Below are 25,982 nucleotides of genomic sequence, written 5' to 3'. Positions count from 1 at the left end.
AACGATGACGTTCGCTCAGTTCAACGAAGCGCGCTTCGGCGGCGAGGCCGGCCACGACTTGATCAGGGTGTCGTAGTCGACCGTTTCGCCCTTCGGCTTCTCGTTGGCGAGCTTGCGTTGGGGAGCGATGTTGCCGTCCTTGGCCGACTTGGCGAACCAGTATTCGGCCGTCTCCTTCTTGTTGAGCTTCGGACCGCAGGCGCCCTGGACGCCGGATTTCTCCAGACGTTCCATCACCGAATCCTGGGCGGCTGCGAGCGAGTCCATCGCGGCCTGCGGCGTCTTGGCACCGGACGACGCATCGCCGATGTTCTGCCACCACAATTGCGCAAGCTTCGGATAGTCGGGCACGTTGTTGCCGGTCGGGGTCCACTGCACGCGCGCCGGCGAGCGGTAGAACTCGATCAGCCCGCCGAGTTTTGGCGCGCGCTCGGTGAACGACTTGTCCCAGATATCGGACTCACGAATAAACGTGAGACCGACATGGCTCTTCTTCAGGGACACCGACTTGGAGACGATGAACTGCAGATAGAGCCAGGCCGCCTTGCGGCGGTCCGGTGGGGTCGACTTCATAAGCGTCGCCGATCCGACGTCCTGGTAGCCGAGCTTCATGCCGTCCTTCCAGTAGGAACCGTGCGGCGATGGAGCCATGCGCCATTTCGGCGTACCGTCCGCATTCATGACGGGCAGACCGGGCTTCACCATGTCGGCGGTGAAGGCGGTGTACCAGAAGATCTGCTGGGCGATATTGCCTTGCGACGGTACCGGACCGGATTCGGAGAAGGTCATGCCTTGCGCCTGCGGCGGGGCATATTTCTTCATCCAGTCGAGATACTTCACGATCGAATAGACCGACGCCGGACCGTTGACGTCGCCGCCACGCTCGACCGACGAGCCTACCGGACGGCAGCCTTCCATCCGAATGCCCCATTCATCGACGGGAAGTCCGTTCGGCAGGCCCTTGTCGCCGTTGCCGGCCATCGACAACCACGCGTCGGTGAAGCGCCAGCCCAGTGACGGATCCTTCTTGCCGTAGTCCATGTGGCCATAGACCCTTGTGCCGTTGATTTCCTTCACATCGTTGGTGAAGAACTCGGCGATGTCTTCATAGGCCGACCAGTTCACGGGCACGCCGAGGTCGTAGCCGTACTTGGCCTTGAACTTGGTCTTGTACTCGGGATTGGAGAACCAGTCGTAGCGGAACCAGTAAAGGTTCGCGAACTGCTGGTCGGGCAACTGGTAGAGGTGACCGTTCGGCGCGGTCGTGAACGACTTGCCGATGAAGTCGTTGACGTCGAGCAGGGGATCGGTGACGTCCTTGCCCTCGCCGGCCATGTAGTCGGTCAAATCGACGGCCTGACCGTAGCGGAAGTGGGTTCCGATAAAGTCGGAGTCGTTGATCCAGCCGTCATAGACGTTCTTGCCGGACTGCATCTGGGTCTGGATCTTCTCGACAACGTCACCTTCCTGGATGATGTCGTGCTTGACCTTGATGCCGGTGATTTCCTCAAACGCCTTGGCAAGCGTCTTCGATTCATATTCGTGCACCGTGAGCGTTTCGGAGACCGCGTTGATCTCCATCCCCTTGAAGGGTGCAGCGGCCTTGATGAACCATTGCATTTCCTTCATCTGGTCTTCTTTGGACAACGTCGAAGGCTGAAATTCGCTGTCGATCCATTTCTTTGCGGCGGCTTCGTCCGCATAAGCCGGCGCGGTGACCGCAGCCGAGGCTGCAATCAGCGCGACAGCGCTCGTCATCATCAAAACGCGGGTCCTCATCATGGGCCCTTTTCCTCTCTCAAAGTGTCGCATGTTAATTCCTCCGTTGCAGCGACAAACATTACTTCAGGCCCGGGTTGACCCCCGGATCTGCTCTTTTTCGCTTTCCTCAGACGGTGCGGAAAATCGCAACGGCCGAAACCAGCGAAATCACGGTGGCGAGCCACAGGCTCGACACTTCAATGCCGTCCTCCCCGATCGGAAGCGTCGCGATCGTGTCGGTACCGATAAGCCCGATCCACGCCAGATGGATCACGGCGGTCATGATCAGCGCGACGAACAGGCGGTCGCCGCGCGTGGTGGGAATACGCAGGACGCCGACGCGCTCGGCTTCCGGATAGGCGACCGCAAGGCAGGTCATCACCGCCAAGGTGCATGCAAGCAGCACGAAAAAGATCAGCGTCGGCAGCGTCCACGCCATCCATGCGATGTTTTCCATCAGTGCTGCCCTCACACCCTGCCGAGCGCGAAACCGCGCGCGATGTAATTGCGGACGAACCAGATCACGAGCGCGCCGGGGATGATGGTGAGCACGCCGGCCGCGGCCAAAAGTCCCCAGTCCATGCCGGCAGCGGAAACCGTGCGGGTCATCACGGCCGAAATCGGCTTGGCGTCGACCGACGTCAGCGTCCGCGCCAACAGCAATTCGACCCAGGAGAACATGAAGCAGAAGAACGCGGCCACCCCGATGCCGCTTGCGATCAGCGGCACCAGGATCTTGATGAAAAATCGTGGAAACGAATAGCCGTCGAGGAACGCGGTTTCGTCGATCTCGCGCGGCACGCCGGAGACGAACCCTTCGAGGATCCACACCGCCAAGGGCACGTTGAAGATGCAGTGCGCGAGTGCCACCGCCCACGGCGTATCGAACAGGTTGATCGCCGAATAGAGATTGAAGAACGGCAGCGCATAGACCGCGGCCGGCGCCATCCGGTTCGACAACAGCCAGAAGAACAGATGCTTGTCGCCGAGGAAGCGATAGCGCGAGAACGCGTAAGCCGCCGGCAGCGCCACCGAGATCGAGATGACCGTGTTGATGATGACATATTTCAGCGAGTTGATATAGCCGGAATACCAGCTCTCGTCGGTGAAGATGCGCATGTAATTGGCGATGGTCGGCTGATGCGGCCACAGCGTCATGGTCGAGACGATCTCATTGTTGGTCTTGAAACTCATATTGACCAGCCAGTAGATCGGCAGCAGCAGGAAGATCAGGAACAGCGAGAGGATGAGGCGGCGGCCAGGAATCGAATGCATCACTCGGCTCCCTTCTTGTCGACGACGCGCCGTTCAGTGCCGGCATTGGTCATGACGGTATAGAACACCCAACACACGATGATGATGATCAAATTGTAGACCAGCGACAAAGCGGCCGCCTTGCCGAGATCGAATTGCCCAAGCGCGATTTTGACCAGCTCAATGGAAATGAACGTGGTCGAATTGCCCGGTCCGCCGCCGGTCACCACGAACGGCTCGGTGTAAATCATAAAACTGTCCATGAAGCGCAGCAGCACCGCGATCAAGAGCACGCGATTCATCTTCGGAAGCTGGATCGCGGTGAACACCGCCCAGCGCGAGGCGCCGTCGATCTGGGCTGCCTGATAATAGGCGTCGGGGATCGACTTCAGTCCGGCGTAGCACAATAGCGCAACCAGCGAGGTCCAGTGCCAGACATCCATCACGATGACGGTTGCCCAGGCATCGAACTCGTTGGAGACGTAGTTGTAATTGAATCCGAGGCTATTGAGCACATAACCCAAGAGGCCGATGTCGGGCCGGCCAAAGATCTGCCAGATGGTGCCGACTACGTTCCATGGAATCAAAAGCGGCAGCGCCAGGATCACCAGGCAGGCGGCGACGGTCCAGCCGTCACGCGGCATCGACAGCGCGACCACGATGCCGAGCGGGACTTCGATGGCGAGGATCACGGCGGAGAAGAACAGATTGCGCCACAGCGAGGCGAAAAATCGACTGCCGAGATCGGTCGACGGATCGAGCAATTCCTTGAACCAGCCGACGCCGTTCCAGAAGAACTGGTTATTCCCGAACGTGTCCTGCATCGAATAGTTCACGACCGTCATCAACGGCAGGATGGCCGAGAACGCCACCACCAAAAACACCGGCAGCACCAGGAACCAGGCCTTCTGGTTGATGGTCTTGTCCATTACGCTGATCCCTCGACCAACAGGCTGTCGGCATAGACGTGAACATGCGAGGGATCGAACACCAGCCCGGCGGTTTTTTCCGGAATCGACAATCCCGGCGGCACGCGCGCGGCGAATTTGGCGTCGCCGATCCGGACGCGGGCGAAGCGGACGCGGCCGAGATCGTCGATCCGGTCGATATTGGCCGACAGCAAGCCAGGCGCGGGCGCGGCGAGGTCGACGAATTCCGGACGTACGCCGACCTCGATCTTCGCGGTTGCCGGAAGCTTGTCATAGCTGCGGTTGAGCGCGATGGTGTGGCCGTCGATCCGGGCCTCGCGTCCCCTCACCTCGGCCGGCACGATGTTCATGCCGGGCGAGCCGATGAAATAGCCCACAAAAGTGTGCGCCGGCTTGTCGAACAATTCCGCCGGCGTGCCGCTTTGCACCACGCGGCCGTCATGCATTACGACCACAGTGTCAGCGAAGGTCAGCGCCTCGGTCTGGTCGTGGGTGACATAGATCATGGTCAAATCGAGGTCGCGATGCAGCGCCTTGAGCTTTGAGCGCAACTGCCATTTCAATTCGGGATCGATCACCGTCAGCGGCTCGTCGAACAATACGGCGGCGACGTCGGACCGCACCAATCCGCGGCCGAGCGAGATCTTCTGCTTGGCGTCCGCCGTCAGCCGCTGCGCCTTGCGATTGAGAAAAGGCGTCAGATCCAGGAGCCGTGCGATCTCAGCGACCCGCGCGTCGACCTCGCCCTTCGGCACACCGCGATTTCGCAGCGGGAACGCCAGATTCTGCCCGACCGTCATGGTGTCGTAGATCACCGGAAACTGGAACACCTGCGCGATGTTGCGCTTCTGGGTCGACAGCGGCGTGATGTCTGTGCCGTCGAACAGGATTTTGCCGCGCGACGGCGTGACAATCCCGGAGATCAGGTTGAGCAAAGTGGTCTTGCCGCAGCCGGACGGCCCGAGCAACGCATAGGCGCCGCCCTGCCGCCAGGTCATCGAGATCGGCTTCAACGCAAAGGATTCAGGCGGCGCGTCATTGCCGCCGTAGGAGTGCGCGAGATCGACGAGGTCAATGCGGGCCATGCGGCATTTCCCTCACATCGCAGCCGGAGCGGCGACCAGACGGCCGGCCAGGTCGAACACAAAGAGATTGTTCGGGTCGAGCGCCGCATCCAGCACATGCCCGGGCGGATATTCGTGCACGCCATGCAGCACGGCGACCCAGTTGGAGGCATCGCGGTTGAGATGCACAAAACTTTCCGAGCCGGTGATCTCGGTCACCGTGACGGTGGCTTGAAAGGCATGGCGGCCGGCCGCGCCATTGGCGAGCTCCAACTGGTGGGCGCGGAAGCCAACGCGGTAGGGGCCGTCGCCGAGGCCGGCATAGAGTCCGGTAGCCTCTGCCCGCACCCCGCCGGCATACTGCACCGAGCCGTTTTTCTTCTCGATCCCGACGATGTTGAGCGGCGGATCGGAAAATACCTGCGCGACCCGCATGGTGTCGGGATGGCGATAGACCTTTGGCGTCTCGCCGGCCTGCAAGACCTGGCCTTCCCACATGCACACCGTGCGCCCGCCGAGCAGCAGCGCTTCGGAAGGCTCGGTCGTGGCGTAAACAAAGATCGCGCCCGACGCCTCGAAGATACGCGGCAGTTCGGTGCGCAATTCCTCGCGCAGCTTGTAGTCGAGATTGGCGAGCGGCTCGTCCAGCAGCACCAGATCGGCGCCCTTCACCAGCGCGCGCGCAATCGCGGTGCGCTGCTGCTGGCCGCCGGACAATTGCAGCGGCGTGCGGTTCAGATACGGCTCGAGCTTCAAGAGTTTTGCCGCCTCCTGCACGCGCTTTTCGATTTCGAGCCGCGGCTTGCCCTGCACCCGCAATGGCGAAGCAATGTTCTCATAGACGCTCAGCGAGGGATAATTGATGAATTGCTGATAGACCATCGCCACCGAACGCTGCCGCACGTCAAGTCCGGTGACATCCTTGTCGTCCACCAGCACCCTGCCGGTGGTCGGCTTGTCGAGTCCGGCGAGCAGCCGCATGATCGAGGTCTTGCCCGACAGGGTCGGTCCGAGCAGCACGCTCAGGGTGCCGCGCTCGAGCGTCAGCGAGACATCGCGAATGGTCGGAATGCCGTCGACCGATCGGGTGACGCGTTGCAGTGTAACGCTCATATCCGCGCTCCGGCTTCACGCAAGGGACTTTCCAGGGGGATCCGATGGGCGGTGATCCAGTCGTCGATTGCGGCAATCTCACTGGCCGACATTCGCAATCCAAGCTTGGATCGTCGCCATACGATGTCTTCGGCGGTCAACGCCCATTCCGATGACATCAGGTACTTGACCTCGCTCTCCGTCAAGGTGGCGCCGAAGGATTGGCCGAGATCGGCCATCGATTTTGCATTGCCGAGCAATTTTGTGGCGCGGGTGCCATAGGCATGCGCGAGCCTGTTGGCATGCGCGGTGCTCAGGAACGGATAGTTGCGCACGAGTTCGGCGGTCAATGCCGCGACCGCCGAGACATCCATGTCGCCGCCGGGCAGCGGCGATTTCGCGGTCCATCCCTTGCGGGCGATCGCGCTGCGCAGATAGGGCGACAGCCGCTCCAGCGCCTCCTCGGCGAGGCGGCGATAGGTCGTGATCTTGCCGCCGTAAATCGAGAGCAGCGGCGCGCCGCCGGGCGTATCGAGCTCGAACACGTAGTCGCGGGTGGCGGCCTTGGCTTCGCTGGCGCCGTCGTCATAGAGCGGGCGAACGCCGGCATAGGTCCAGACCACATCCGCCGGCTTGACCGGTTTCGCCAGATACTCACTGACGGAGTCGCAGAGGTATTTTATCTCTTCGCTCGAGGCCTTTACCTTGGCCGGATCGCCGTCGAAATCGCGGTCGGTGGTGCCGATCAGGGTGAAATCGTCTTGATAGGGAATGACGAAGACGATGCGGCCGTCGCTGTTCTGGAACATGTAGGCGCGGTCATGCGCATATAATTTTGGTACTACGATGTGCGAGCCCTGCACCAGCCGCACTTTTGCGCGCGCGTTGACGCCGGCGCCCGACGACAACACATCTTCGACCCAGGGGCCGCCGGCATTGACCAGCGCGCGGGCGTTGATGGTGCGGCGTTCGCCGCTTGTCGTGTTCTCGACCGTGACTTTCCAAATCCTGCTCTCCTGACGGATCTCGACCGCGCGAGAACGGGTGTGGATTTGCGCGCCGCGATCCGCCGCATCGCGTGCGGTCAGCACCACAAGGCGGGCGTCATCAACAAAGCAGTCGGAATATTCGAATCCCCTGGTGTAGCGGTTGGGAATCAGCGGCTTCCCGACCTCGTCCTCCGTCAGATCGACCGAGCGCGTCGGCGGCAGCAGGTTGCGGCCGCCGATATGGTCGTACAGAAACAGCCCAAGCCGCAGCAGCCAGGCCGGGCGCAGCCCGTCATGGTGCGGCAGCACGAATCTTAGAGGACGGATGATGTGAGGCGCGATCTGCCAGAGGATTTCGCGCTCGATCAGCGCCTCGCGCACCAGGCGGAACTCGTAATATTCGAGATAGCGCAAGCCACCATGCACGAGCTTGGTCGACCAGGACGACGTCCCGCTCGCCAAATCGTTCATTTCGCAGAGGAAAACAGAATTCCCCCGGCCGGCCGCATCGCGGGCGATGCCGCAGCCATTGACGCCGCCTCCGATGATTGCGAGGTCGAAAATCCGATCCAAAAGACGCTTCCCCCGGGCGTTCGCCAGTTCATATTGGCGATTTCGCTTTCGGTTTGGACTAAATCACAACCAAATCCGAAAGCAAGTGAAAAGGGGGAACCGGGACCCGTCAGTGGCCTTCATCCTTCGAGACGCGCGCAAGAGCGCGCTCCTCAGGATGAGGTCTCACACCATCATGGAGGTCTTAGACCGTCATGGCGGTCTTAGACCCTCATGGTGAGGAGCGCGGCGAGGCCGCGCGTCTCGAACCACGAGGCCATGGATTTACACTACCGCAACCTTGTGACGGTGGAAGGAAGCTCGGGACCCGGCTCATCGATATCGACAGCCGGCTTCGGCATCGCCTCGATCACCTCGATGCCGCGGGTGTGGCAGATATTGGCAAGTCCCGCCGGAAGCGCCGCGTCCGTGACAAAGGTCTGGATCTGGCTGATATGGGCGATGCGGACCGGGGCGCTGCGCCGCAGTTTTGTCGAGTCGGCGACCAGCATCACGCTGCGCGCGTTGGCAATGATGGCCTGCGCCGCCTGCACCTCGCGATAATCGAAATCCAAGAGCGCGCCGTCCTCGTCGATCGCGGAAGCGCCGATGATGGCGTAATCGACCTTGAACTGGCCGATCAGACTGGTTGCGGTCGAACCGATCACGGCACCGTCGGCGCGGCGCACCGCGCCGCCCGCGACGATCACCTCGATGCGCGGATGCCGATAGAGCAGCATCGCGACATTGAGGTTGTTGGTGATGACGAGCAGATCTTCATGCGAGGTCAGCGCGCTGGCGACCTCTTCGGTGGTGGTGCCGATGTTAATGAATAAAGAGCAGCCGTTGGGAATCAGCGCCGCCGCAGCGGCGCCAATGGCTTTCTTCTCCTCGGCAGCCACAAAACGGCGCGCCTCATAGGCGAGGTTCTCGACGCCGGAGGCAATGATGGCGCCGCCATGGATGCGGGTCAGCGAGCGGTGATCGCAGAGATCGTTCAGATCCTTACGGATGGTCTGCGCCGAAACCTCAAAGCGCCGGGCGAGGTCTTCCACCATCACCCGGCCGAAGGCACGTGCGATGTTGAGGATTTCATTCTGGCGGTTGGTCAGTCCGGTCACGGCATCACCTCGGGACATGAAGGCGCCCCTATGGTGCGGCGGTTCGGGCGTCCGGTCAACGAGGCAGACCGGCCGAGATGGCTGGTCCTTGCGCGATCGCCTCGTCGGCGGTCGAGCCGTTCATTATTTATTGGAAGGATTTATTGGGAGGTCGCTGACGCGTTTTCAGCGGGATAGTCGTTGGTCAGAGGTCATTATGCTCCAACCGGGCCAACGATGAGACAATAGCCTGTTACGCCTGCTTCCCGTTGCCGCTCGGCAATTTGATCGGGACGTGCCGCGAAGTGCTTACCACGATCGGGCTTCCGTCCGGGTGGGAGCGGCTCCTGATTGTCTCAAGAAGCAGGAAGAACTTTTCTGCGAGCATGGGCGCCCCCCTTCCTAGACACCGATTTTGCGATATCTCGCCTCTTACGTCTGTGATTTAGCCCACAATGCTGCCCGATTTTTGCGTCCGGCAGTCTTCGCGGGACGGCAAAAATGGTTTCTTCGTTGTTTATCTGGTTTCTTTGCAGCGTCCCGACGAAACCAGCTCACGCGGCCGTGAGATCTATTGCGATCCGATCCACTAGCCGGCGGGTCGAAATCGAAATTCGGTGCCTTCGAAATACTGATCGAGAGCATCGACAATTCAAGATAGCGTTGGCATCATGAAACTACCGATGAAAATTTCAACGCCTGATTGCCTGGAAGAAGCCCCGTTCATGACCCGTTTGGTCAGAATTGCTGCAGCCGCCGTCATGGTCGCCTCCTTTTCATCCGGCGCTTCCGCGCAGGATTGCCGGGAGTTAAGAGGTCGGGGTAATGGTTGGGCCTGGTTTTATTGCCTCGCGCAGAACGATCCAGACAAATACACGCGGTGTCGCGAGCTCTCCATCGAGCGAGGCTATAGCAATATCGCGCCGGGTTGGGCCAGTTTCGTCATGACCTGCATGCTTCGCCCTGGAAGGGCGTCGGCAAGCGCCCGACGCTCCCAGAGAGACAGCGCTCTATTCGATCACCTCATCGGCGCGGCCGAGCAGCGTCAGCAGCGCGGTGACGCCGAGCGCCGGCGATGCCGGCAGCGAACGGTAATTCTTGATCCCGCACTCGACGAGTGCTGAATTGGGACCATATCAGAAATCTTCGAGGTTCATGATGAGGTGAAGGGATGCGAAAGATCGCACTGTTATCCTGTCTGATACTCGCATCGACGGCCGTTTCAACGGCAGCCCTTGCCAGACATTACAGGCACACCCACGAGACGCTTGCCGCCCAAGCCCGCGTGCCGGCCGAAAGCCTGACGACGGTCGGAACCCCCGATTGCCATGTGCAGGGACGGCTGCTGCGGGCCGCGCATCATTGTCCGCCGGCAGCGGTCGCGGCTGCGCCCCGGTGAGACCGGCGCGGCTCACGCCGAAATCGGCGGCGGGTCCTGCTTGATGAGCTGCGGATGGCCCTGATCGTCGATCGAGACGTAGGTAAAATTACCGTCGGTGACCAGGATCGAGAGCATATCCTTACGACGCAGCACCCAGGCCTCGAGATGGACGGTGACCGAGGTCTTGCCGAGCCGGACCAGATTGGCGTGCACCGAGACCACATCGCCGACATAGACCGGTTTGCGGAAATTCATCGCGTCGATGGCGACCGTCACCGTGCGCGATCTTGCGATTTTCGACGCAAAGATGCCGCCGCCGATATCCATCTGGCTGAGCAGCCAGCCGCCAAAGATATCGCCATTGGCGTTCGTGTCGGCCGGCATCGCCAGCGTGCGGATGGTCAGGTCGCCGCACGGCTCGGTTTCGGTGTTCGGCGGGGCGTGAACGGCTTGGGTGTCGGTCATCTCTTTGGGCTCATCAGGCGCGTCGCGCGTTCGATCGTGGATACAGACATCGACGAGGATAGGCAACCGGAGGCGCCCTTTGCGTAGCTCTCCCTTAAACCTCTCCCCGCTCTTTGCGGGGAGAGGTCGAAATTCGCGGTAGCGAATTTCGGGTGAGGGGCAAGGCACCGTGCCCTCGCAAATTCAGCGCTTGCGGATAGAGCCCCTCACCCCAACCCTCTCCCCGCGAAGAGCGGGGCGAGGGAGCGCATCGAGTTTCGCGGGCATGACAAAGGGAAAACCCGGAAGGGATTACTTAAAGCTCTCCCAGCCCGCATCCGGCGTGAACCGGCCGCCGAATTTCTGCGCGAGCGCGCGCAAGGCCGACACGACGTTGTCCGGCCCCCGCGTGCGCGCATAGTTCAAGGGGCCACCGCGAAACGGCGCGTAGCCGGTACCGAAGATCATCGCGCCATCGACCATGTCGGCATCGTCGACGATGCCCTCGCGCAAGGCGGCGACGCAGACATTCGACATCGGCAGGATCAGCCGGTCGATCATTTCCTCCGTCGGCTGCGTGGTGGAAGGCGAAGCGCCGGTCTTGTCCGCCTTGCCGTCCTTCCAGACATAGAAGCCTTTGCCGCTCTTGCGGCCGAGTTCGCCCTTTGCCACCTTTTCGCGCAGCCAGGCGGGCGTCGGCGGCAGAGCATCGCCGAATTTCGAGCGCAGCATGTCGCCGACATCGAGGCAGATATCGAGACCGACCTGGTCGGCGAGTTCGATCGGCCCCATCGGCATGCCGAATTTTTTCGCCGCCGCATCGATGGTGAGCTTGTCGATCTGCTCGTCCAGCATCACCATCGCTTCCAGCATGTAGGGCGTCAGCGCGCGGTTGACGAGAAAGCCCGGCGAACTCTTCACCGGCAGCGGCAATCGGTCGATGGCGCCGACAAAGGCCAGCGCCTCCTTCAGCATGGCCGGATCGCTGCCGTCATGGCTGACGACTTCGACGAGCTGCAGCCGGGATACCGGATTGAAGAAATGCAATCCAACCAGCCGCTCCGGCTGATGCAGCGTGGTGCGCAGATCCTGCAGCGGAATGCTCGAGGTGTTGGTGGCGAGGATCGCGCCCGGCTTCATCCTGGGCTCCAGCCCGGCATAGACCTTTTGTTTCAGTTCCAGCTTCTCCGGCACGGCCTCGATGATCAGATCGGCATTGCGCACGCCTTCGCCGTCGAGATCTGGCATCAGCCGATCCAGCGCATCGCGGATCTCGGTGCCCTTGCGCATGATCTTGCCGAACAAATCCGCAGCGCGCTTGATCGCGCCGGCGATCGGCTCCGGCTTCATGTCGCCGAGCGTGACGCGCATGCCCTGGCCGGCGCACCAGGCCGCGATGTCGCCGCCCATCGCGCCGGCGCCGATGACATGGACGTGGCCCACCTTGTTGCCGCTTCCGGCGAGCTTTTTCATCTGTTCGCGCAGGAAGAAGACCCGGATCAGATTCTGCGCCGTCGGCGTCACCATCAAATTGGCGAACGAGGTCTTTTCGGCGTTGAGCATCGCGGCCTTGTCGCCACCGTGCTTTTCCCAGAGATCGATCAGCGCGTAAGGCGCGGGATAATGCTCGTGCGGCGCGGCCTTTTCCGCCTCCTTGCGCATGCGCGAGGCCAGAAAGCCCCTGGCGGGCGAGGAGTTCAGAACGGTGTTAAGGAAGCCGGGCCTGGCGCGTTTCAGATGGCCGAACACCGCGTCCTTCACGGCGTTGCGGACATGCCGCTCCTGCGCCACGGCATCGACGAGCCCGAGCGATTTTGCCTTCCGCGCGTCGATGGTCCTGCCGGTCAGCATCAAACTCATCGCCTGCATCGGATTGATCAGATGCGTGAAGCGCGCGGGGCCGCCGAGGCCGGGATGCAAGCCCAGCATTACCTCCGGAAACCCGAAGCGCGCGCCGTCGATCGCAATCCGCGACTGGCAGGCCAGCGCGACTTCGAGGCCGCCGCCGAGGCAGAAGCCATGGATCACGGCAACCGTCGGGATTTTTACCGCTTCGAGACGATCGATCACCGCATGCGCCCGGCCGATGGCCGTCTCGACGGCGCGCGGATCGGTCGCGCCGCGGAATTCGTTGACGTCGGCGCCGGCAATGAAACCCGATTTTTTGGCGGAGCGGATCACAATCCCGGTCGGCCGCTGGCTCTCCAGCGCCGCCAACACGGCATCGAACTCTTCGATGACGTCGGCGGACAACGTGTTGGCACTCGCGCCCGCGCGATCGAACAAAAGCCAGGCGACGCCGTCGGCATCGCGGGTCAGCTTGAAATTGCGGTAGGGGCCGTCCACATCGGGCTTCGGCCCGAGTTCGAGCACGCGGTCGGCCAGCGTGTCCATGACAGTTGAGTCCATGATCACACCATCTCGATCAACATCGCGCCGCCCTGCCCGCCACCGATGCATTCGGTGGCGATGCCGCGCTTGGTGCCCAACCGCTTCATCGCATGGACGAGGTGCAGCACGATGCGGTTGCCGCTGCAGCCCACGGGATGCCCGAGGCTGATCGCGCCGCCGTCGACATTAAGTTTTGCCCGATCGATCTGCCCCGCGGGGCCGTCGAGGCCCAAAATCTCGCGGCAGAATTTCTCGTCGTTCCAGGCGGCGAGGCATCCCAGCACTTGCGTGGCGAACGCCTCGTTCAATTCCCAGGTCTCGATGTCCCCGAGCGATAATTTGTGGCGCTTCAAAAGCTCGGTCGCCGACAGCACCGGACCCAAGCCCATGATCGAGGGATCGAGCGCCGACCACTGGCTATCGACGATGACGGCCTTTGGCGTCAGCCCATGCTTCTTGACGGCGTCTTCCGACGCCAGGATGGTCCAGGATGCGCCGTCGGTGATCTGCGAGGAATTGCCGGCGGTGACCTGGCCCCAGGGCCGTTCGAACACCGGCTTTAGTTTTGCGAGCGTCTCGGGCGAAGAATCCGGCCGCACGCCGTCGTCGTGATCATAAAATTTGCCGTCGCGTGCGAACGCGGTTTCGACCTCGCCCTTGAGAAAGCCCTCGGCCTGAGCTTTTGCCAGCCGCTTGTGGCTTTCGGCGGCATAGGCATCGGACTGTGCGCGCGTAATGCCGAAGAGGTGACCAACCACTTCGGCGGTCTGGCCCATGTTGAGTTCGGTGATCGGATCGGTCAATCCGCGCTCGAGCCCGATGATCGGTTTGAAGTAGGAAGGACGCGCTTTTGCGATGGCCGCGATCTTGCCCAGAATTCCCTTGGCGCCGGCAAGGCCTGCAAACCAGCGCACGCCCTGTTGCGGCCAAACCAAGGGGGCGTAACTCAGGGCTTCGGCGCCGCCGGCAAGAATAAGATCCGAAATGCCTTGCTGAATATAACGATAGGCCGTGTCGATCGACTGCATGCCGGAGCCGCAATTGATCTGCACTGTGAAGGCGACCATCGCCTCCCCCATGCCGAGCCGAAGCGCTGCGACACGGGCCGGGTTCATCTCATCGGCAATGACATTGACGCAGCCGAGGATTACCTGATCGAACGCCGTGGGCGCAAAGGGTTGCCGCGCGAGCAGCGGCCGGCCGCATTGCACGGCGAGATCGACCGGGGTGAAGGGACCGGGCCCACTGCGCGCTTTCAAAAACGGCGTCCGGCTGCCGTCGATAATGAAAACCGGCCGCGGCATCAGCTCGCCGCCCTCTGCTCACCGAGCTCCTGGAAAAATTGATGTACGTCGGCGGGTTTTTTGTAAATCGGCGACAGCGCTTCCGGCGGAAAATCGTCGACCTCGATCACCTTTGCGACCGCCTCATGCGCTGCCGCCAGCTGCTCGCCCTCGCCTTGGGTGATGATGCCCTTCTTCACCGCCTCTTGCCAGTCGTGAATATGGGAGGCGCGCATTCGCCGGGCGATATCCTCCGCGGCGGTGACGAGCAGGAACGCCTTTTCCAGCCGGGCGACGCCGCGGTCGTCATCGACATGCGAGAGGTCAGGCGTGAGCCGCTCGCGCGCGGCGGACGGCTCCAGCACGATCTGTGCGCATAAATGGACCACCCGATCCGACGGCCCGAGCACGCGAGCGCCGAACGGCTGGATCAGGAATTTTAGAATGACCGCGACAAACCGGTTCGGGAGATTAGCCAAAATCTCCGCGAAGCGGTTTTCGATTGTTCTGAACCCGCTCGCCATGCACCATTCGAGCGCGGCAAAATCCGCTTGCTGCCTGCCCTCGTCCTGCCAGCGTTTTAGCGCGGCGGAGAGCAGATAGAGTTCGGAAAGAATGTCGCCGAACCGCGCCGACAGCATTTCCTTGCGTTTTAGGGCGCCGCCGAGCGTCAATAGTGCCATGTCGGCGCACAGCGCAAATGCCGACGAGTAGCGCGAGAGTTGGCGATAGAAACCGGTCGCCTCGCCGGCGTCGGGCGCGGGTGCAAAAGCGCCAAAGGTCCAGCTCCGGCCCCACGCCCGAAACAGCGTCGTGACGCTGTGACCGATATGCTTCCAGAACGCCTTGTCGAAGGCATCTAAACCCTTGGCGCGGTCCTGTTCGCCGAGCGCGTTCATCTCTTCCAGGAGATACGGATGCGCGCGGATCGCGCCCTGGCCGAACACGATCAGATTGCGGGTGAGGATGTTGGCGCCCTCCACCGTGATGCCGACCGGCACCGAACGATAGAGCGTGCCCATGTAATTCTGCGGGCCGTCGATCACGGCCTTGCCGCCATGGATGTCCATGGCGTCGTCGATCGCGATCCGCATCCGCTCGGTCGCCTGCAATTTCATGATCCCGGAAATGACCGCGGGATGATGGCCCTGGTTGAGCGCCGCGCAGGTCAACCGCCGCGCCGCGTCGAGCAGATAGGCGGTCGCCACGATGCGTGCCAGCGGCTCCTCGATGCCTTCGAATTTCCCAATCGGCACGTTGAACTGCTCGCGAATGCGGGCATAGGCGCCGGTCGTGCGCGCCGCATAAGCCGCACCGGCGGCGGATAGCGACGGCAGCGAAATGCCGCGCCCGGCGGCCAGCGCCGTCATCAGCATCTTCCAGCCCTGGCCGAGGCGCGCTTCGCCGCCAATGATAAAATCCATGGGAATAAAGACATCACGGCCCCAGTTCGGGCCGTTCTGGAACACCTGCATCGCCGGCAGGTGGCGGCGGCCGATCTCGACACCGGGAAGACTGGTCGGGATCAGCGCCACGGTGATGCCGAGGTCTTCCTTCGCGCCGACGAGATGATCGGGGTCATAGGCCTTGAAGGCCAGGCCCAATAGCGTCGACACCGGGCCGAGCGTGATGTAGCGCTTGTGCCAGTTGAGGCGCAGCCCGAGTACTTCGCGCCCCTCAAAATTGCCTTTGCAGATGATGCCGGAGTCGATCATCGAGGCGGCATCGGAGCCGGCTTCCGGACTGGTCAAACCGAAGCAGGGAATTTCGCGGCCGTCGGCAAGCCGCGGCAACCATTGCTGCTGCTGCTCCCTGGTGCCGAATCGCATCAGGAGTTCGCCGGGCCCGAGCGAGTTCGGCACCATCACGGTGACGGCAGCCGTCAGCGAGCGCGTCGAAAGTTTTCGCACCACTTCCGAATGGGCATAGGGTGAAAAGCCAAGCCCGCCGAATTCTTTTGGAATAATCATACCGAAGAATTTTTCGCGTTTGACAAAATCCCATACCTCGGGCGGAAGATCGCGCCATTCCCAATTGATCTTCCAGTCGTCGAGCATCGCGCACAACGTATCGACGGGACCATCGAGAAACGCTTTCTCCTCCGCCGTCAGCGCGGCCGGCGGATAGTTCAGCAGTTTTGCCCAGTCGGGATTGCCGGCGAACAAATCGGCGTCCCACCAGACATCGCCGGCCTCCAGCGCCTCGCGCTCGGTGTCCGACATCGCCGGCAGCACGGTGCGCGCCCAGGAGAAGATCGGCTTGGTGATGATGTCGCGGCGAAAGGCCTGAGAGCTCATGGCGATGTCCTCATGGTCGGCGGGCTTACGCGATCCGGCGGTCCCGCATCTGCGAAAGACGGCTCATTCTAGCGGAAAGCATGAGATTCAGGTGAAGTTCGCACCGAAAAATGAAGCGAAATTGAACCAGCATGAGATAACGGCGAGCAACGTTAACCGTTCCGGAAAATGGCGGCGCGGCTCACCTCGCCCCGCTTGCGGGGAGAGGTCGGATTGCATGCAATGCAATCCGGGTGAGGGGGAGCCTCCGCATGCGTTGTGCTTCGGCTTTCGCGGATGGAGCCCCTCACCCCAACCCTCTCCCCGCAAGAGCGGGGCGAGGGAGAAGACTCAATCCGGCCGCACCATCTCGAACATCGCCTCCGGGCGAATTTCAAAATAATCGCCGCGGCGGCCGGCGCGGACGATCGGGCGAGCCAGTGCGGTCTGGTAGATGCCGTCCTTGATCATGGCCTTGTCGATATGGACGGCGACGACCTCGCCGAGGGTGAGCCAGGCCTGCGCCTTCTTGCCGTCGGCGCCCTGCAACTGGATGATCTGCGTCAATTTGCATTCGAACGAGACCGGGCTTTCCGCCACCCGCGGCACGTTGACGAGTTTTGAGGGTGCGGCCGTCAGCCCTGCGATCTTGAATTCGCTGACGTCGTGGGCGACGTGGGCGGCGGTGGCGTTCATCTGCTGCGCCAGATCCTTGGTCGCGAGATTCCAGACGAATTCCTTGGTCTCCTGGATATTGGCGACGCTGTCTTTCCAGGAGGTCGAGGAAAAGCCGATGATCGGCGGCGTGTAACAGAACCCGTTGAAGAAGCTGTAGGGCGCGAGATTGATGTGGCCCTTGGCGTCCCGGGACGAAATCCAGCCGATCGGGCGCGGGGCGATGATGGCGTTGAAGGGATCGTGCCTGAGGCCGTGGCCGTTGGCCGGCTCGTAGGAATGGATATCTTTTTCTGTCACGCTGGTGTTTTCCTTATCGTTTCAGCGTAACTCTAGCCGTCATTGCGAGGAGCGCAAGCGACGAAGCAATCCATATAGCGTTATGCGGAGCGATGGATTGCTTCGCTGCGCTCGCAATGACGGGGATAGAGAGCCTTATTTGCCGGCCGCCTTGCTCCGCGGCGATAGCCCCGCGATGACAAAATCGATCATCTGGTCGAGCGAGGGGCCCGGCTTGTTGGCGCATTGCGCGATCATTTGCGGGTGGAAAAATCGCATCATCGCGGTGGTGGCGCACATCGCCGCCAGCGGCACGTCCGGCGCCTCGAATTCACCGGAGGCCGCGCCATCGGCAATGACCGCGGCAATGGTATGGGTGATCCGCTCCATATGGGCGACGCAGACCTCCCAGCTTTCCTCCATCGCGATCTCGACCATTTCGTGCAGCTTGGAATCGCCGACGTAGCGTTCGCAGTTCATGCGATGGATCGTGGTCATCAATTCGCGCAGCCGCGATGCCGCCGAGCCGCGCTTGGCCGCGATCACCTCGGTGGCGTCTTCGACCCCACCCATCAGTGCCCGCGCGACGCCCTCGTGGATCGCCTTTTTCGAATCGAAAAAGCGATAGACGTTGGCCGGACTCATCCGCAGTTCTTTGGCGATATCGGCGACCGTCGTCTTCTGATAGCCGAGCTGACGGAACAGACGCTCCGCCACCACGAGAATCCGTTCCCGGGTGTCGGTTTCGGTATGTTCAGAAATCAGCGTCATATCGGGACTCAGACCTTAGGGTACTCAATGTCGAATTATTCCGCAGCCTCAGCAAGCCCAAATGCGGGCTCGCCCTCGCCTTCATGCTGCGGCGCAAGATCGGCGGGCTTGCTGACGCCGGCCTCGCCAAGGCTCTTGCGGAACCAGAGAGCGTAGAGACCCGGCAGGTACAGCAAGGTCAGGAAGGTTGCAACAAACAAACCGCCCATGATGGTGATCGCCATCGGGCCCCAGAACGCCGAGCGGGACAGCGGGATCATCGCCAGGATCGCGGCGAGCGCGGTCAAGACCACCGGGCGGGCGCGCCGCACGGTGGCTTCCACGATGGCTTCCTTGCGGGTCAGGCCGTGGGCGACGTCGGTTTCGATCTGGTCCACCAGAATGACCGCATTGCGCATGATCATGCCGGCGAGCGCAATCAATCCGAGCAGCGCCACGAAGCCGAACGGCTGGTTCGCCACATTCAGCCCCAGCGACGCCCCGATGATGCCGAGCGGCGCGGTCAGGAACACCAGGAACAGACGCGAGAAACTCTGCAGCTGGATCATCAAAAGCGTCAGCATGACCAGCACCATCAGCGGAAACAGCACGAAGATCGACGCATTGCCCTTGGCGGATTCCTCGAAGGCACCGCCGGCCTCGATCCGGTAGGCCGGTTCGAGGTGATCGCGGATCTCCTGCAGTTTCGGCCAGATCTGGTTGGTGACGTCAGGCGCCTGGACGCCGTCGACGACATCGCCGCGCACGGTGATCGCCATGTCGCGGTTACGCCGCCACATGATCGGCTCCTCATGGGCGTACTCGATCTTGGCGATCTGGGTCAGCGGCACCGCGACGCCGTTGCGCGAGGTCACAGTAAGGTCGCCGACACGGCCGAGATCGAGTCGTTCGGACGGCACCGCACGCGCCACCACACCGACCTTCTCGATGCCGTCGCGGATCGTCGTCACCGGCGCGCCGGAGATCAGCATGCTCAGCGCCTGCGACACGTCCTCAGGCGTCAGGCCGAGCGCGCGGGCGCGATCCTGGTCGACGACCAGCTTGAGATAGGGCGACTGCTCGTTCCAGTCGAGCTGCGGATCCTTGACGTTGGGATTCTGCCGGACGACGTCACGCACCTTGTAGGCGATGTCGCGGACAGTGTTCGGATCGGGGCCGATCACGCGGAACTGAACGGGGAAGCCGACCGGCGGGCCGAAATTGAAGCGGTCGACGCGGACGCGCGCTTCGGACAGTGCACCGTCGGCAACCGCGTTCTCGATTTTCGCCTTGATCCGCTCGCGCGCCTCGACGTCCTTGGCGACGATCACGATCTCGGCAAACGCCTCATTCGGCAGTTGCGGGTTGAGCCCGAGCCAGAACCGCGGCGAACCCTGGCCGACATAGGCGGTGTAGGTCGCGATATCCTTGTCGTCCTTCAGCAGCGTTTCCGCCTTCTTGACGGAGTTTTCGGTGACATTGAAGGCGGTGCCTTCCGGCAACCGCAGCTGCAGGAACAGTTCGGGCCGCTCCGACAGCGGGAAGAACTGCTGCTGGACGTGACCGAAGCCCACGATCGAGAGTGCAAAGATGCTCACCGTCGCCAGCACCACCTTGACCCGGTGCTCGACGCACCACTGGATCATGCTGCGCAGGATGCGGTAGACGCGGGTTTCGTAGACCGCGTGCGGGTCGTGATTGTGGCTGACGGTGATGTTGGGCAGCAGTTTTACCCCGATATAGGGCGTAAAGATCACCGCCACGAACCAGGACGCGACCAGGGCGATCGCCACGATCCAGAAAATACCGCCGGCATATTCGCCGACCGCGGAATTGGCAAAGCCAATCGGCAGGAAGCCGGCCGCGGTGACCAGCGTTCCCGTCAGCATCGGAAACGCCGTGGATTCCCAGGCAAAGGACGCCGCGCGGACACGGTCCCAGCCCTGCTCCATTTTCACCACCATCATCTCGACCGCGATGATGGCATCGTCGACCAATAGTCCCAGCGCGATGATCAGCGCGCCGAGCGTGATGCGATGCAGATCGAGCGACATCGTGTTCATGACGATGAAGACGATCGCCAGCACCAATGGCACCGAGGCCGCTACCACGATGCCGGTGCGCCAGCCGAGCGCCACGAAAGAGACGAACAGCACGATCGCGAGCGCCTCGATGAAGGAGTGCACGAACTCATTGACGGCGTGCTCGACCACTTTGGGCTGATCGGCGATCAATTCGACATTGATGCCCTGCGGGACAGCTTTCATGAATTCGTCGGTCGCCGCGGCAACGTCCTTGCCGAGCTCCAGGATGTTGGCGCCCTTGGTGGTGACCACGCCAATGCCGAGCGCGGGCTTGCCTTCCTGGCGCACCACAAAACTCGGCGGGTCGACATAGCCATGCGTAACCGTCGCGATATCGCCCAGCCGGAACACCCGGCCGTTGCTTTCGACCGGCGTCTCGGCGACCGCCTTGACGCCATCGAGCGCGCCGGTGACGCGTAGCGGCACGCGCTGCGACGAGGTTTCCACCGTGCCGGCCGGCACGACGTTGTTTTGCTTCGCAAGCGAATCGAACAGCGCCTGCGGCGTGATCCCGAGCGTGGCCAGTTTGGCATGCGAGAATTCGACGAAGATGCGTTCGTCCTGGATGCCGTAGAGGTCGACCTTGGTCACACCCGGCACTTTGAGAAGCCGCTGGCGCATGCCCTCGGCGGCCTTTTTCAGCTGCGCGTAATTGGCGCCGTCGCCGGTCATCATATAGAGGATGGAATCGACGTCGGAGAATTCATCGTTGACGACGGGGCCGAGCAGTCCCGTCGGCAATTGGCCCTGCACGTCGACCAGCTTCTTGCGTAACAAATAAAACAGATACGGCACGTCCTTTGGCGGCGTCGAATCCTTGAAGGTGACCTGCATCGCCGTGAAGGCCGGCTTCGAGTAGGTCTGCACCTTCTCGAAATAGGGCAGTTCCTGCAGTTTCTTTTCGATGGGGTCGGCGACCTGGGTCTGCATTTCGGCAGCGGTGGCGCCCGGCCAGATCGCCGAGACGTTCACAACTTTGACCGTGAAGAAGGGATCTTCCGCGCGCCCGAGCTTCTCGTAAGAGAAGAAGCCGGCCACGCCGAGCGCGACCACGAGGAACAGAATGAGCGCGGGGTGGCTGACCGCCCAGGCTGAAAGATTGAAATGCTTCATCACGCCCTCCTCGAATCAGCTCGAATTAGAATGAAAGTGACGAGACGACCCGGACCTTCTGGGCCGGATCGAGTTTCTGCACCCCGAGCGCAACCACCTTGGCGCCTTCGTCGACGCCGCCGGAGATGACGACGTCATTGCTCTCGTAAGACTTCACCGCGACCGGCTTCAGCGCCACGTCGCCCTTGTCGTCGACGATGTAGAACGAGGCACCGCCGCCTTCGCTGAACAGCGCCGACAGCGGCAGCCGCGCGACCCGCGTCGTCTCGGGATCGGCGAGCGTCAGCGTCGCGGTCATGCCGAGCGAAACCGCGTCACCGGCGTCGGGCAGCGAAAATTTTGCCAGATAGGTGCGGGTCGCCGCATCGGCCGCGGGCGCGATCTCGCGCAGTGTTGCGGTATATTTCTTGTTCGGGTCCGACCACAGGCTGACGGTCGCGACGCCGTCCTTGGCACGGCCAAGCAGCGTTTCCGGGATCGCGACCACGGCTTCCTTTTCGCCAAAACGGGCCACCCGGATCGCGGTTTGTCCAGAGGCCACGACCTGTCCAGCGTCGATCAGGGTCGCGGTGACGACGCCGCGGGTGTCGGCGACAAGCGTTGCATAAGAGAGAGAGTTTTTGGTCAGTTCGACCGAGCGCACCGCACGATCGAGCCGCGCACGCGCCTCGTCGGCGGCAGCCTTGGCCGTATCCAGCTGCGCGTCGGTGGCCCAGCCCTTGGCGCGAAGGTCTTTGGCGCGGGTCTCTGCGGCGGCGGCCTGCGCCAGCACGCCGGTCGCGGCATGGAATTCCGCGTCGGCCTGCTCGGCCTGCAGCTTCAAGTCGACTTCATCGAGGGTGGCGAGCGGCTGGCCGACATCCACGTTCTGGCCGACCTCGACCAGGCGCTTTGCGACCTTGCCCGGCACCCGAAAGCCCATATCGGCCTCGATCCGCGGCTTGATGGTACCGACGAAACTGCGCGCCGGTGATTCCGCCTCGTAATGCACGGTCGCCACCAAAACCGGGCGCGACGGCGTTGCTTTTTCGGCGACCTTGTCATTGCAGCCGGCCAGTGCGATTGCGGCCAGGGCCAGCGCTGCGCCAGCTAAAAGTCTGTAATAGTTAGCGAAAATGGAACGGACCAACATGACAGCTTCCCTCTATGAGTTGGAGGGAGTGTCGATTATGTAGTGACGATTGTCAACATTCGTCAGTGATCATGATTTCGTGAGCAGGTGCGGTAGTTAAGAAGTCACGAATTTCTGTCCTCCATTCAGAGCACAATTGCGTAGGCGGTGCGGTATGGCTGGTCGAAGGCTGAGGTGAGGTCGATCGGTTAAGACCGTCATTCCGGGATGGTCCGAAGGACCAGACCTCAGATGCGCAATTGCGCATCGGGGAATCTCGAGATTCCGGGTTCGCGCTTCGCGCGCCCCGGAATGACGGGCTAACGTTACTTCGCCTTCGCGGCCGTGGCGAATTCCGTCTTGGTTTCGTGGCCGCCGAGGAAAACCAAAAGCCCGCCAATCAGCGGCAGCACCGCGAGAACCAATAGCCCCGTCGACGTCGAGCCGGTGGCTTCCTTGACCCAGCCGATCAGATAGGGCCCGCCGAAGCCAGCGAGGTTGCCGATCGAATTGATCAGCGCGATCGCGCCCGCGGCGGCAGTGCCGGAGAGCCAGGCGGTCGGCAATGTCCAGAACACCGCGAAGGTGCCGAAGATGCCGATCGCGGCAACGATCAGCGCGACCATGGTGACATAGGGATTGTCCATGTAGCCGCAGATGCCGAGCGCCGCCGCGGTCAACAGCAAGGGCGCGCCGACATGCATCACCCGTTCGCGGCTCGCGTCGGAATGGCGCGCCCACAGGATCATCGCGACCGTGCCGAACAGGTACGGCACCGCGGCGACAAAACCGGTCTGCGCGTTGGTGAAGCCGAACGCTTTGATGATCTGCGGCAGCCAGAACTGCATGCCATAGAGCGCGGCAACGAATCCGAAATAGATCAGGCTCAGCGTGATCACCTTCGGCGAAGAAAGCGCCTGCCCCAGCGTCAGGTGCTGCGCGGCCTTCTTGGCGGCGGTCTCGCTTTCGAGTTTTGCCGACAGCCAGGCCTTCTGCTCGGCCGTGAGCCAATCGGCCTGCGCCGGGCGATCGGTGAGATAGAACCAGGTCACGATGCCGAGCAACACCGACGGAATGCCCTCGATGATGAACAGCCATTGCCATCCCTTAATACCCATCACGCCGTCGAGCCCGAGCAGCAGCCCCGAGATCGGCGCGCCGATCACCGAGGACACCGGGACGGCGATGGCGAAGGCGGCGAGAAAGCGCGCGCGATATTCGGCCGGATACCAATAGGTCAGATAAAGAATGATGCCGGGAAAGAACCCGGCTTCGGCGACTCCAAGCAGGAAGCGCAGTCCATAAAAACTCCAGACCCCGCTGACGAGCGCCATCAATCCGGAGATGATGCCCCAGGTCACCATGATCCGCGCGATCCAGCGGCTGGCGCCGAATCTTTCCAATGCCAGATTGCTCGGCACCTCGAAGATGAAATAGCCGATGAAGAAGATGCCGGCGCCCCACGCGAAAACCGTCGGCGAGAATTTCAGCTCGGCATTCATGGTCAGCGCGGCAAAACCGAGATTGACGCGATCGAGATAGGAAAAGAAATAGGCCAGCACCAGGAACGGAATCAGCCGCCACGAAATCGCGCGGATGGTCGAGGTTTCGAGCTCGCTACTGGCGGCGCGGGGCGCGGCGATGGCGGTGGCGGATTGGCTCATGGGGTTTTCTCCCGGTGTTGTTCTTGTTGGTGGGGTGGTGGGACGCGGGGCTCTTAGCATCGCGGATTGGCCGTGAGAATGGGGTTTTCGGCCGCCCTGCCCCGCGCCTGCATGAAATCTGCATAAAAATCCGCAAATCCTCAGGGTCTCCAGCAAACGCGCTGCCAATCGGCTTGGCATCGTCGGGCCATGGCCAAGATCATCTCCCTTCAATTCTGGCGATTACAGCCCCTCACCTGACCCTCATCACCTCAGGAACATAAAATCATGTCGATTGCCGCCGCCTCCGATTTGGAAATGGCTCCCGCTCCCGCGCGCCCGCTTCTCAAGCCGCTGATGCTTGCCGCGGCTAGCGTCGCGCTGGCCGACTGGCTGTTTTACGGCTGGGAGATCGGCATCTCGCTTGCACTGTTTCTCGGGGCGCTCGGCGGCGTCGCCGTCGCCAGCAATGGCGTGCGCGCGACACGCCATACCCTGATCGGCATGACGTTCGTCTTCGTCGCGGGCCTCTTGGTCCTGATCGAAGACGTCAACTTGCTCTCCGTGATGGTGGGCACGCTGTCAACGGCGACGTTCGTGATGGTGGTCACCGCTCGGCAAGGTGCGCGTTGGTGGCAATATCTCCTTGAAGTGCTGGCAACGCCGTTTCGCGGCCCGTTTCATCTGGCGGCCGATTTGGTCCGGCTGACGCAGCAGGGAAATTACGAGTGGCTGAAACCCGGTTCGCTGGCCGGCTGGATCGTTCCGCTCGGGATTTTCACGATCTTCGTCTGGCTGTTCGCTTCGGCAAATCCCTTGATCGAGCACGGGCTGTTGCGGATCGACCTGTGGACACTCATCAACGCGCTCGATCCGGCGCGGGTGGCATTCTGGGTTTTACTGGCCGGATTTATCTGGCCTTTGATGCTCCGTCGCAACCGCCGCAATTCCATTACGAGCACTGCGGCTAGCGAAGCGGTTGCCGCAGCGCCATCGGACCCGGGTCTCTTTTTCGGTAAAGCCGCGATGGTGCGCTCGCTGATCCTTTTCAACGCGCTGTTCGCGCTCCAAAGCGGGCTCGACCTTGTCTATCTCTGGGGCGGCGCCAGCCTCCCCGACGGCATGAGCCACGCCGAATACGCCCATCGCGGCGCCTATCCGCTGATCGCCACCGCGCTGCTCGCCGCGGGATTTGTCCTGATCGCGATGCGCCCGGCCGGACCGGCGGAGCACTCCAGGCTGATCCGTCCGCTGGTGCTGGCATGGATCGGGCAAAACATCCTGCTGGTGATCTCGTCGATCTTCCGGCTCGATCTCTATGTCGCGGCTTTCTCGCTCACTTATCTGCGCCTCGCGGCGTTCATCTGGATGGGACTGGTGGCCGCGGGGCTAATGCTGATCCTGATCCAGATCTTGTTGAAGAAGCCCAATTCATGGTTGGTCACAGCCAATGCCGCGACGCTTGCGCTGGTGCTCTACGGATGCTGTTTCATCAACGCACCGCAAGTCGTTGCTTCCTACAATGTTGAGCACTGCCGGGAAGCTGGCGGTGCCGGCCCAAATCTCGATTTGAAATATCTGTTTTCGCTTGGTCCACAAGTCTTGCCCGTCCTCGAGCCACGTCTGCAGAATATCCCGGCGTTCCAGCCCTACGTTGCAGGATTCCGGTTCGATCAAGCTGCTGATGCAGCCCGAAAGGGCATGGCAAACTGGCGCGCCTGGGGTTTTCGGGCATGGCGCCTGCAGCGATATTTGGCTAACAATCCCGACACACCGCTCAATCCCGTAGATGGCGGCCAAGGCTAGCGCGA

Annotated in this window: 20 protein-coding genes; 3 read left to right on the top strand and 17 right to left on the bottom strand. The window is 62.0% G+C overall.

Annotation, left to right across the window (positions count from 1 at the left end; genetic code table 11):
* Positions 1–15: 15 nt before the first annotated feature.
* The 8 genes from B5526_RS27195 to B5526_RS27160 all read right to left on the bottom strand — a co-directional run bounded on the left by B5526_RS27195 (position 16) and on the right by B5526_RS27160 (position 8,762).
* Complete coding sequence (locus tag B5526_RS27195) at positions 16–1,812, bottom strand: ABC transporter substrate-binding protein (protein WP_079542882.1); 1,797 nt, start codon at positions 1,810–1,812, stop codon at positions 16–18.
* 76 nt (positions 1,813–1,888) lie between these two features.
* On the bottom strand, positions 1,889–2,218 hold the full coding sequence (locus B5526_RS27190) for a DUF2160 domain-containing protein (RefSeq protein ID WP_079542881.1): 330 nt from the start codon (positions 2,216–2,218) through the stop codon (positions 1,889–1,891).
* Positions 2,219–2,229: 11 nt separating this feature from the next.
* The gene (locus tag B5526_RS27185) at positions 2,230–3,036 is read right to left on the bottom strand and encodes a carbohydrate ABC transporter permease (protein ID WP_079542880.1); all 807 of its coding nucleotides are present in this window, start codon (positions 3,034–3,036) and stop codon (positions 2,230–2,232) included.
* Positions 3,036–3,944, bottom strand: coding sequence for a carbohydrate ABC transporter permease (locus tag B5526_RS27180; protein WP_079542879.1), 909 nt, complete (start codon positions 3,942–3,944; stop codon positions 3,036–3,038). The genes B5526_RS27185 and B5526_RS27180 overlap by 1 nt, the downstream gene beginning before the upstream one ends.
* Positions 3,944–5,029 carry an ABC transporter ATP-binding protein gene (locus tag B5526_RS27175; protein WP_079542878.1) on the bottom strand — a complete coding sequence of 362 codons (1,086 nt, stop codon included), beginning with the start codon at positions 5,027–5,029 and terminating at the stop codon, positions 3,944–3,946. The genes B5526_RS27180 and B5526_RS27175 overlap by 1 nt, the downstream gene beginning before the upstream one ends.
* A gap of 12 nt (positions 5,030–5,041) precedes the next feature.
* Positions 5,042–6,121 carry an ABC transporter ATP-binding protein gene (locus tag B5526_RS27170; RefSeq protein WP_079542877.1) on the bottom strand — a complete coding sequence of 360 codons (1,080 nt, stop codon included), beginning with the start codon at positions 6,119–6,121 and terminating at the stop codon, positions 5,042–5,044.
* Positions 6,118–7,662 (bottom strand): glycerol-3-phosphate dehydrogenase, encoded by a 1,545-nt coding sequence (gene glpD / locus B5526_RS27165; protein WP_079542876.1) that lies wholly within the window; start codon positions 7,660–7,662, stop codon positions 6,118–6,120. The genes B5526_RS27170 and glpD overlap by 4 nt, the downstream gene beginning before the upstream one ends.
* 269 nt (positions 7,663–7,931) lie before the next feature.
* The gene (locus B5526_RS27160; protein WP_079542875.1) at positions 7,932–8,762 is read right to left on the bottom strand and encodes a DeoR/GlpR family DNA-binding transcription regulator; all 831 of its coding nucleotides are present in this window, start codon (positions 8,760–8,762) and stop codon (positions 7,932–7,934) included.
* 662 nt (positions 8,763–9,424) lie between these two features.
* Between B5526_RS27160 and B5526_RS27155 the strand changes: the two genes are divergently transcribed.
* Positions 9,425–9,865 (top strand): hypothetical protein, encoded by a 441-nt coding sequence (locus B5526_RS27155; protein WP_154071481.1) that lies wholly within the window; start codon positions 9,425–9,427, stop codon positions 9,863–9,865.
* 47 nt (positions 9,866–9,912) lie between these two features.
* Positions 9,913–10,140, top strand: coding sequence for a hypothetical protein (locus B5526_RS37980; RefSeq protein WP_154071480.1), 228 nt, complete (start codon positions 9,913–9,915; stop codon positions 10,138–10,140).
* A 12-nt stretch (positions 10,141–10,152) separates the two neighbouring features.
* Here the strand turns inward: B5526_RS37980 and B5526_RS27150 are convergent, their stop codons facing one another.
* The 9 genes from B5526_RS27150 to B5526_RS27110 all read right to left on the bottom strand — a co-directional run bounded on the left by B5526_RS27150 (position 10,153) and on the right by B5526_RS27110 (position 24,192).
* Positions 10,153–10,587: an acyl-CoA thioesterase gene (locus B5526_RS27150; RefSeq protein ID WP_079542873.1), complete on the bottom strand. Its 435-nt coding sequence runs from the start codon at positions 10,585–10,587 to the stop codon at positions 10,153–10,155.
* 291 nt (positions 10,588–10,878) lie between these two features.
* The gene (locus B5526_RS27145; protein ID WP_079542872.1) at positions 10,879–12,975 is read right to left on the bottom strand and encodes a 3-hydroxyacyl-CoA dehydrogenase NAD-binding domain-containing protein; all 2,097 of its coding nucleotides are present in this window, start codon (positions 12,973–12,975) and stop codon (positions 10,879–10,881) included.
* A gap of 2 nt (positions 12,976–12,977) precedes the next feature.
* On the bottom strand, positions 12,978–14,261 hold the full coding sequence (locus B5526_RS27140) for an acetyl-CoA C-acetyltransferase (RefSeq protein ID WP_079542871.1): 1,284 nt from the start codon (positions 14,259–14,261) through the stop codon (positions 12,978–12,980).
* Positions 14,261–16,537, bottom strand: a complete 2,277-nt coding sequence (locus B5526_RS27135; protein ID WP_079542870.1) for an acyl-CoA dehydrogenase — start codon at positions 16,535–16,537, stop codon at positions 14,261–14,263. The genes B5526_RS27140 and B5526_RS27135 overlap by 1 nt, the downstream gene beginning before the upstream one ends.
* A gap of 330 nt (positions 16,538–16,867) precedes the next feature.
* Positions 16,868–17,491: a flavin reductase family protein gene (locus B5526_RS27130; protein ID WP_079542869.1), complete on the bottom strand. Its 624-nt coding sequence runs from the start codon at positions 17,489–17,491 to the stop codon at positions 16,868–16,870.
* Between the two features lie 135 nt (positions 17,492–17,626).
* A complete protein-coding gene (locus B5526_RS27125) occupies positions 17,627–18,241 on the bottom strand; it encodes a TetR/AcrR family transcriptional regulator (RefSeq protein WP_079542868.1) in 615 nt (204 codons plus the stop codon).
* Positions 18,242–18,276: 35 nt separating this feature from the next.
* On the bottom strand, positions 18,277–21,417 hold the full coding sequence (locus B5526_RS27120; RefSeq protein WP_079542867.1) for an efflux RND transporter permease subunit: 3,141 nt from the start codon (positions 21,415–21,417) through the stop codon (positions 18,277–18,279).
* 25 nt (positions 21,418–21,442) lie between these two features.
* Complete coding sequence (locus B5526_RS27115; RefSeq protein ID WP_079542866.1) at positions 21,443–22,549, bottom strand: efflux RND transporter periplasmic adaptor subunit; 1,107 nt, start codon at positions 22,547–22,549, stop codon at positions 21,443–21,445.
* A gap of 305 nt (positions 22,550–22,854) precedes the next feature.
* Positions 22,855–24,192, bottom strand: a complete 1,338-nt coding sequence (locus B5526_RS27110; protein WP_079542865.1) for an MFS transporter — start codon at positions 24,190–24,192, stop codon at positions 22,855–22,857.
* A 267-nt stretch (positions 24,193–24,459) separates the two neighbouring features.
* On the opposite strand from B5526_RS27110, the gene B5526_RS27105 reads away from it, so the two are divergent.
* A complete protein-coding gene (locus B5526_RS27105; protein ID WP_079542864.1) occupies positions 24,460–25,977 on the top strand; it encodes a DUF4153 domain-containing protein in 1,518 nt (505 codons plus the stop codon).
* Positions 25,978–25,982 lie beyond the last annotated feature (5 nt).

Origin of the sequence: Bradyrhizobium lablabi (assembly GCF_900141755.1) — a bacterium.
GTDB lineage: Bacteria > Pseudomonadota > Alphaproteobacteria > Rhizobiales > Xanthobacteraceae > Bradyrhizobium > Bradyrhizobium lablabi_A.
Note: the sequence above shows the minus strand (reverse complement) of the source record. Positions and strands in the feature narration are given on the sequence as shown.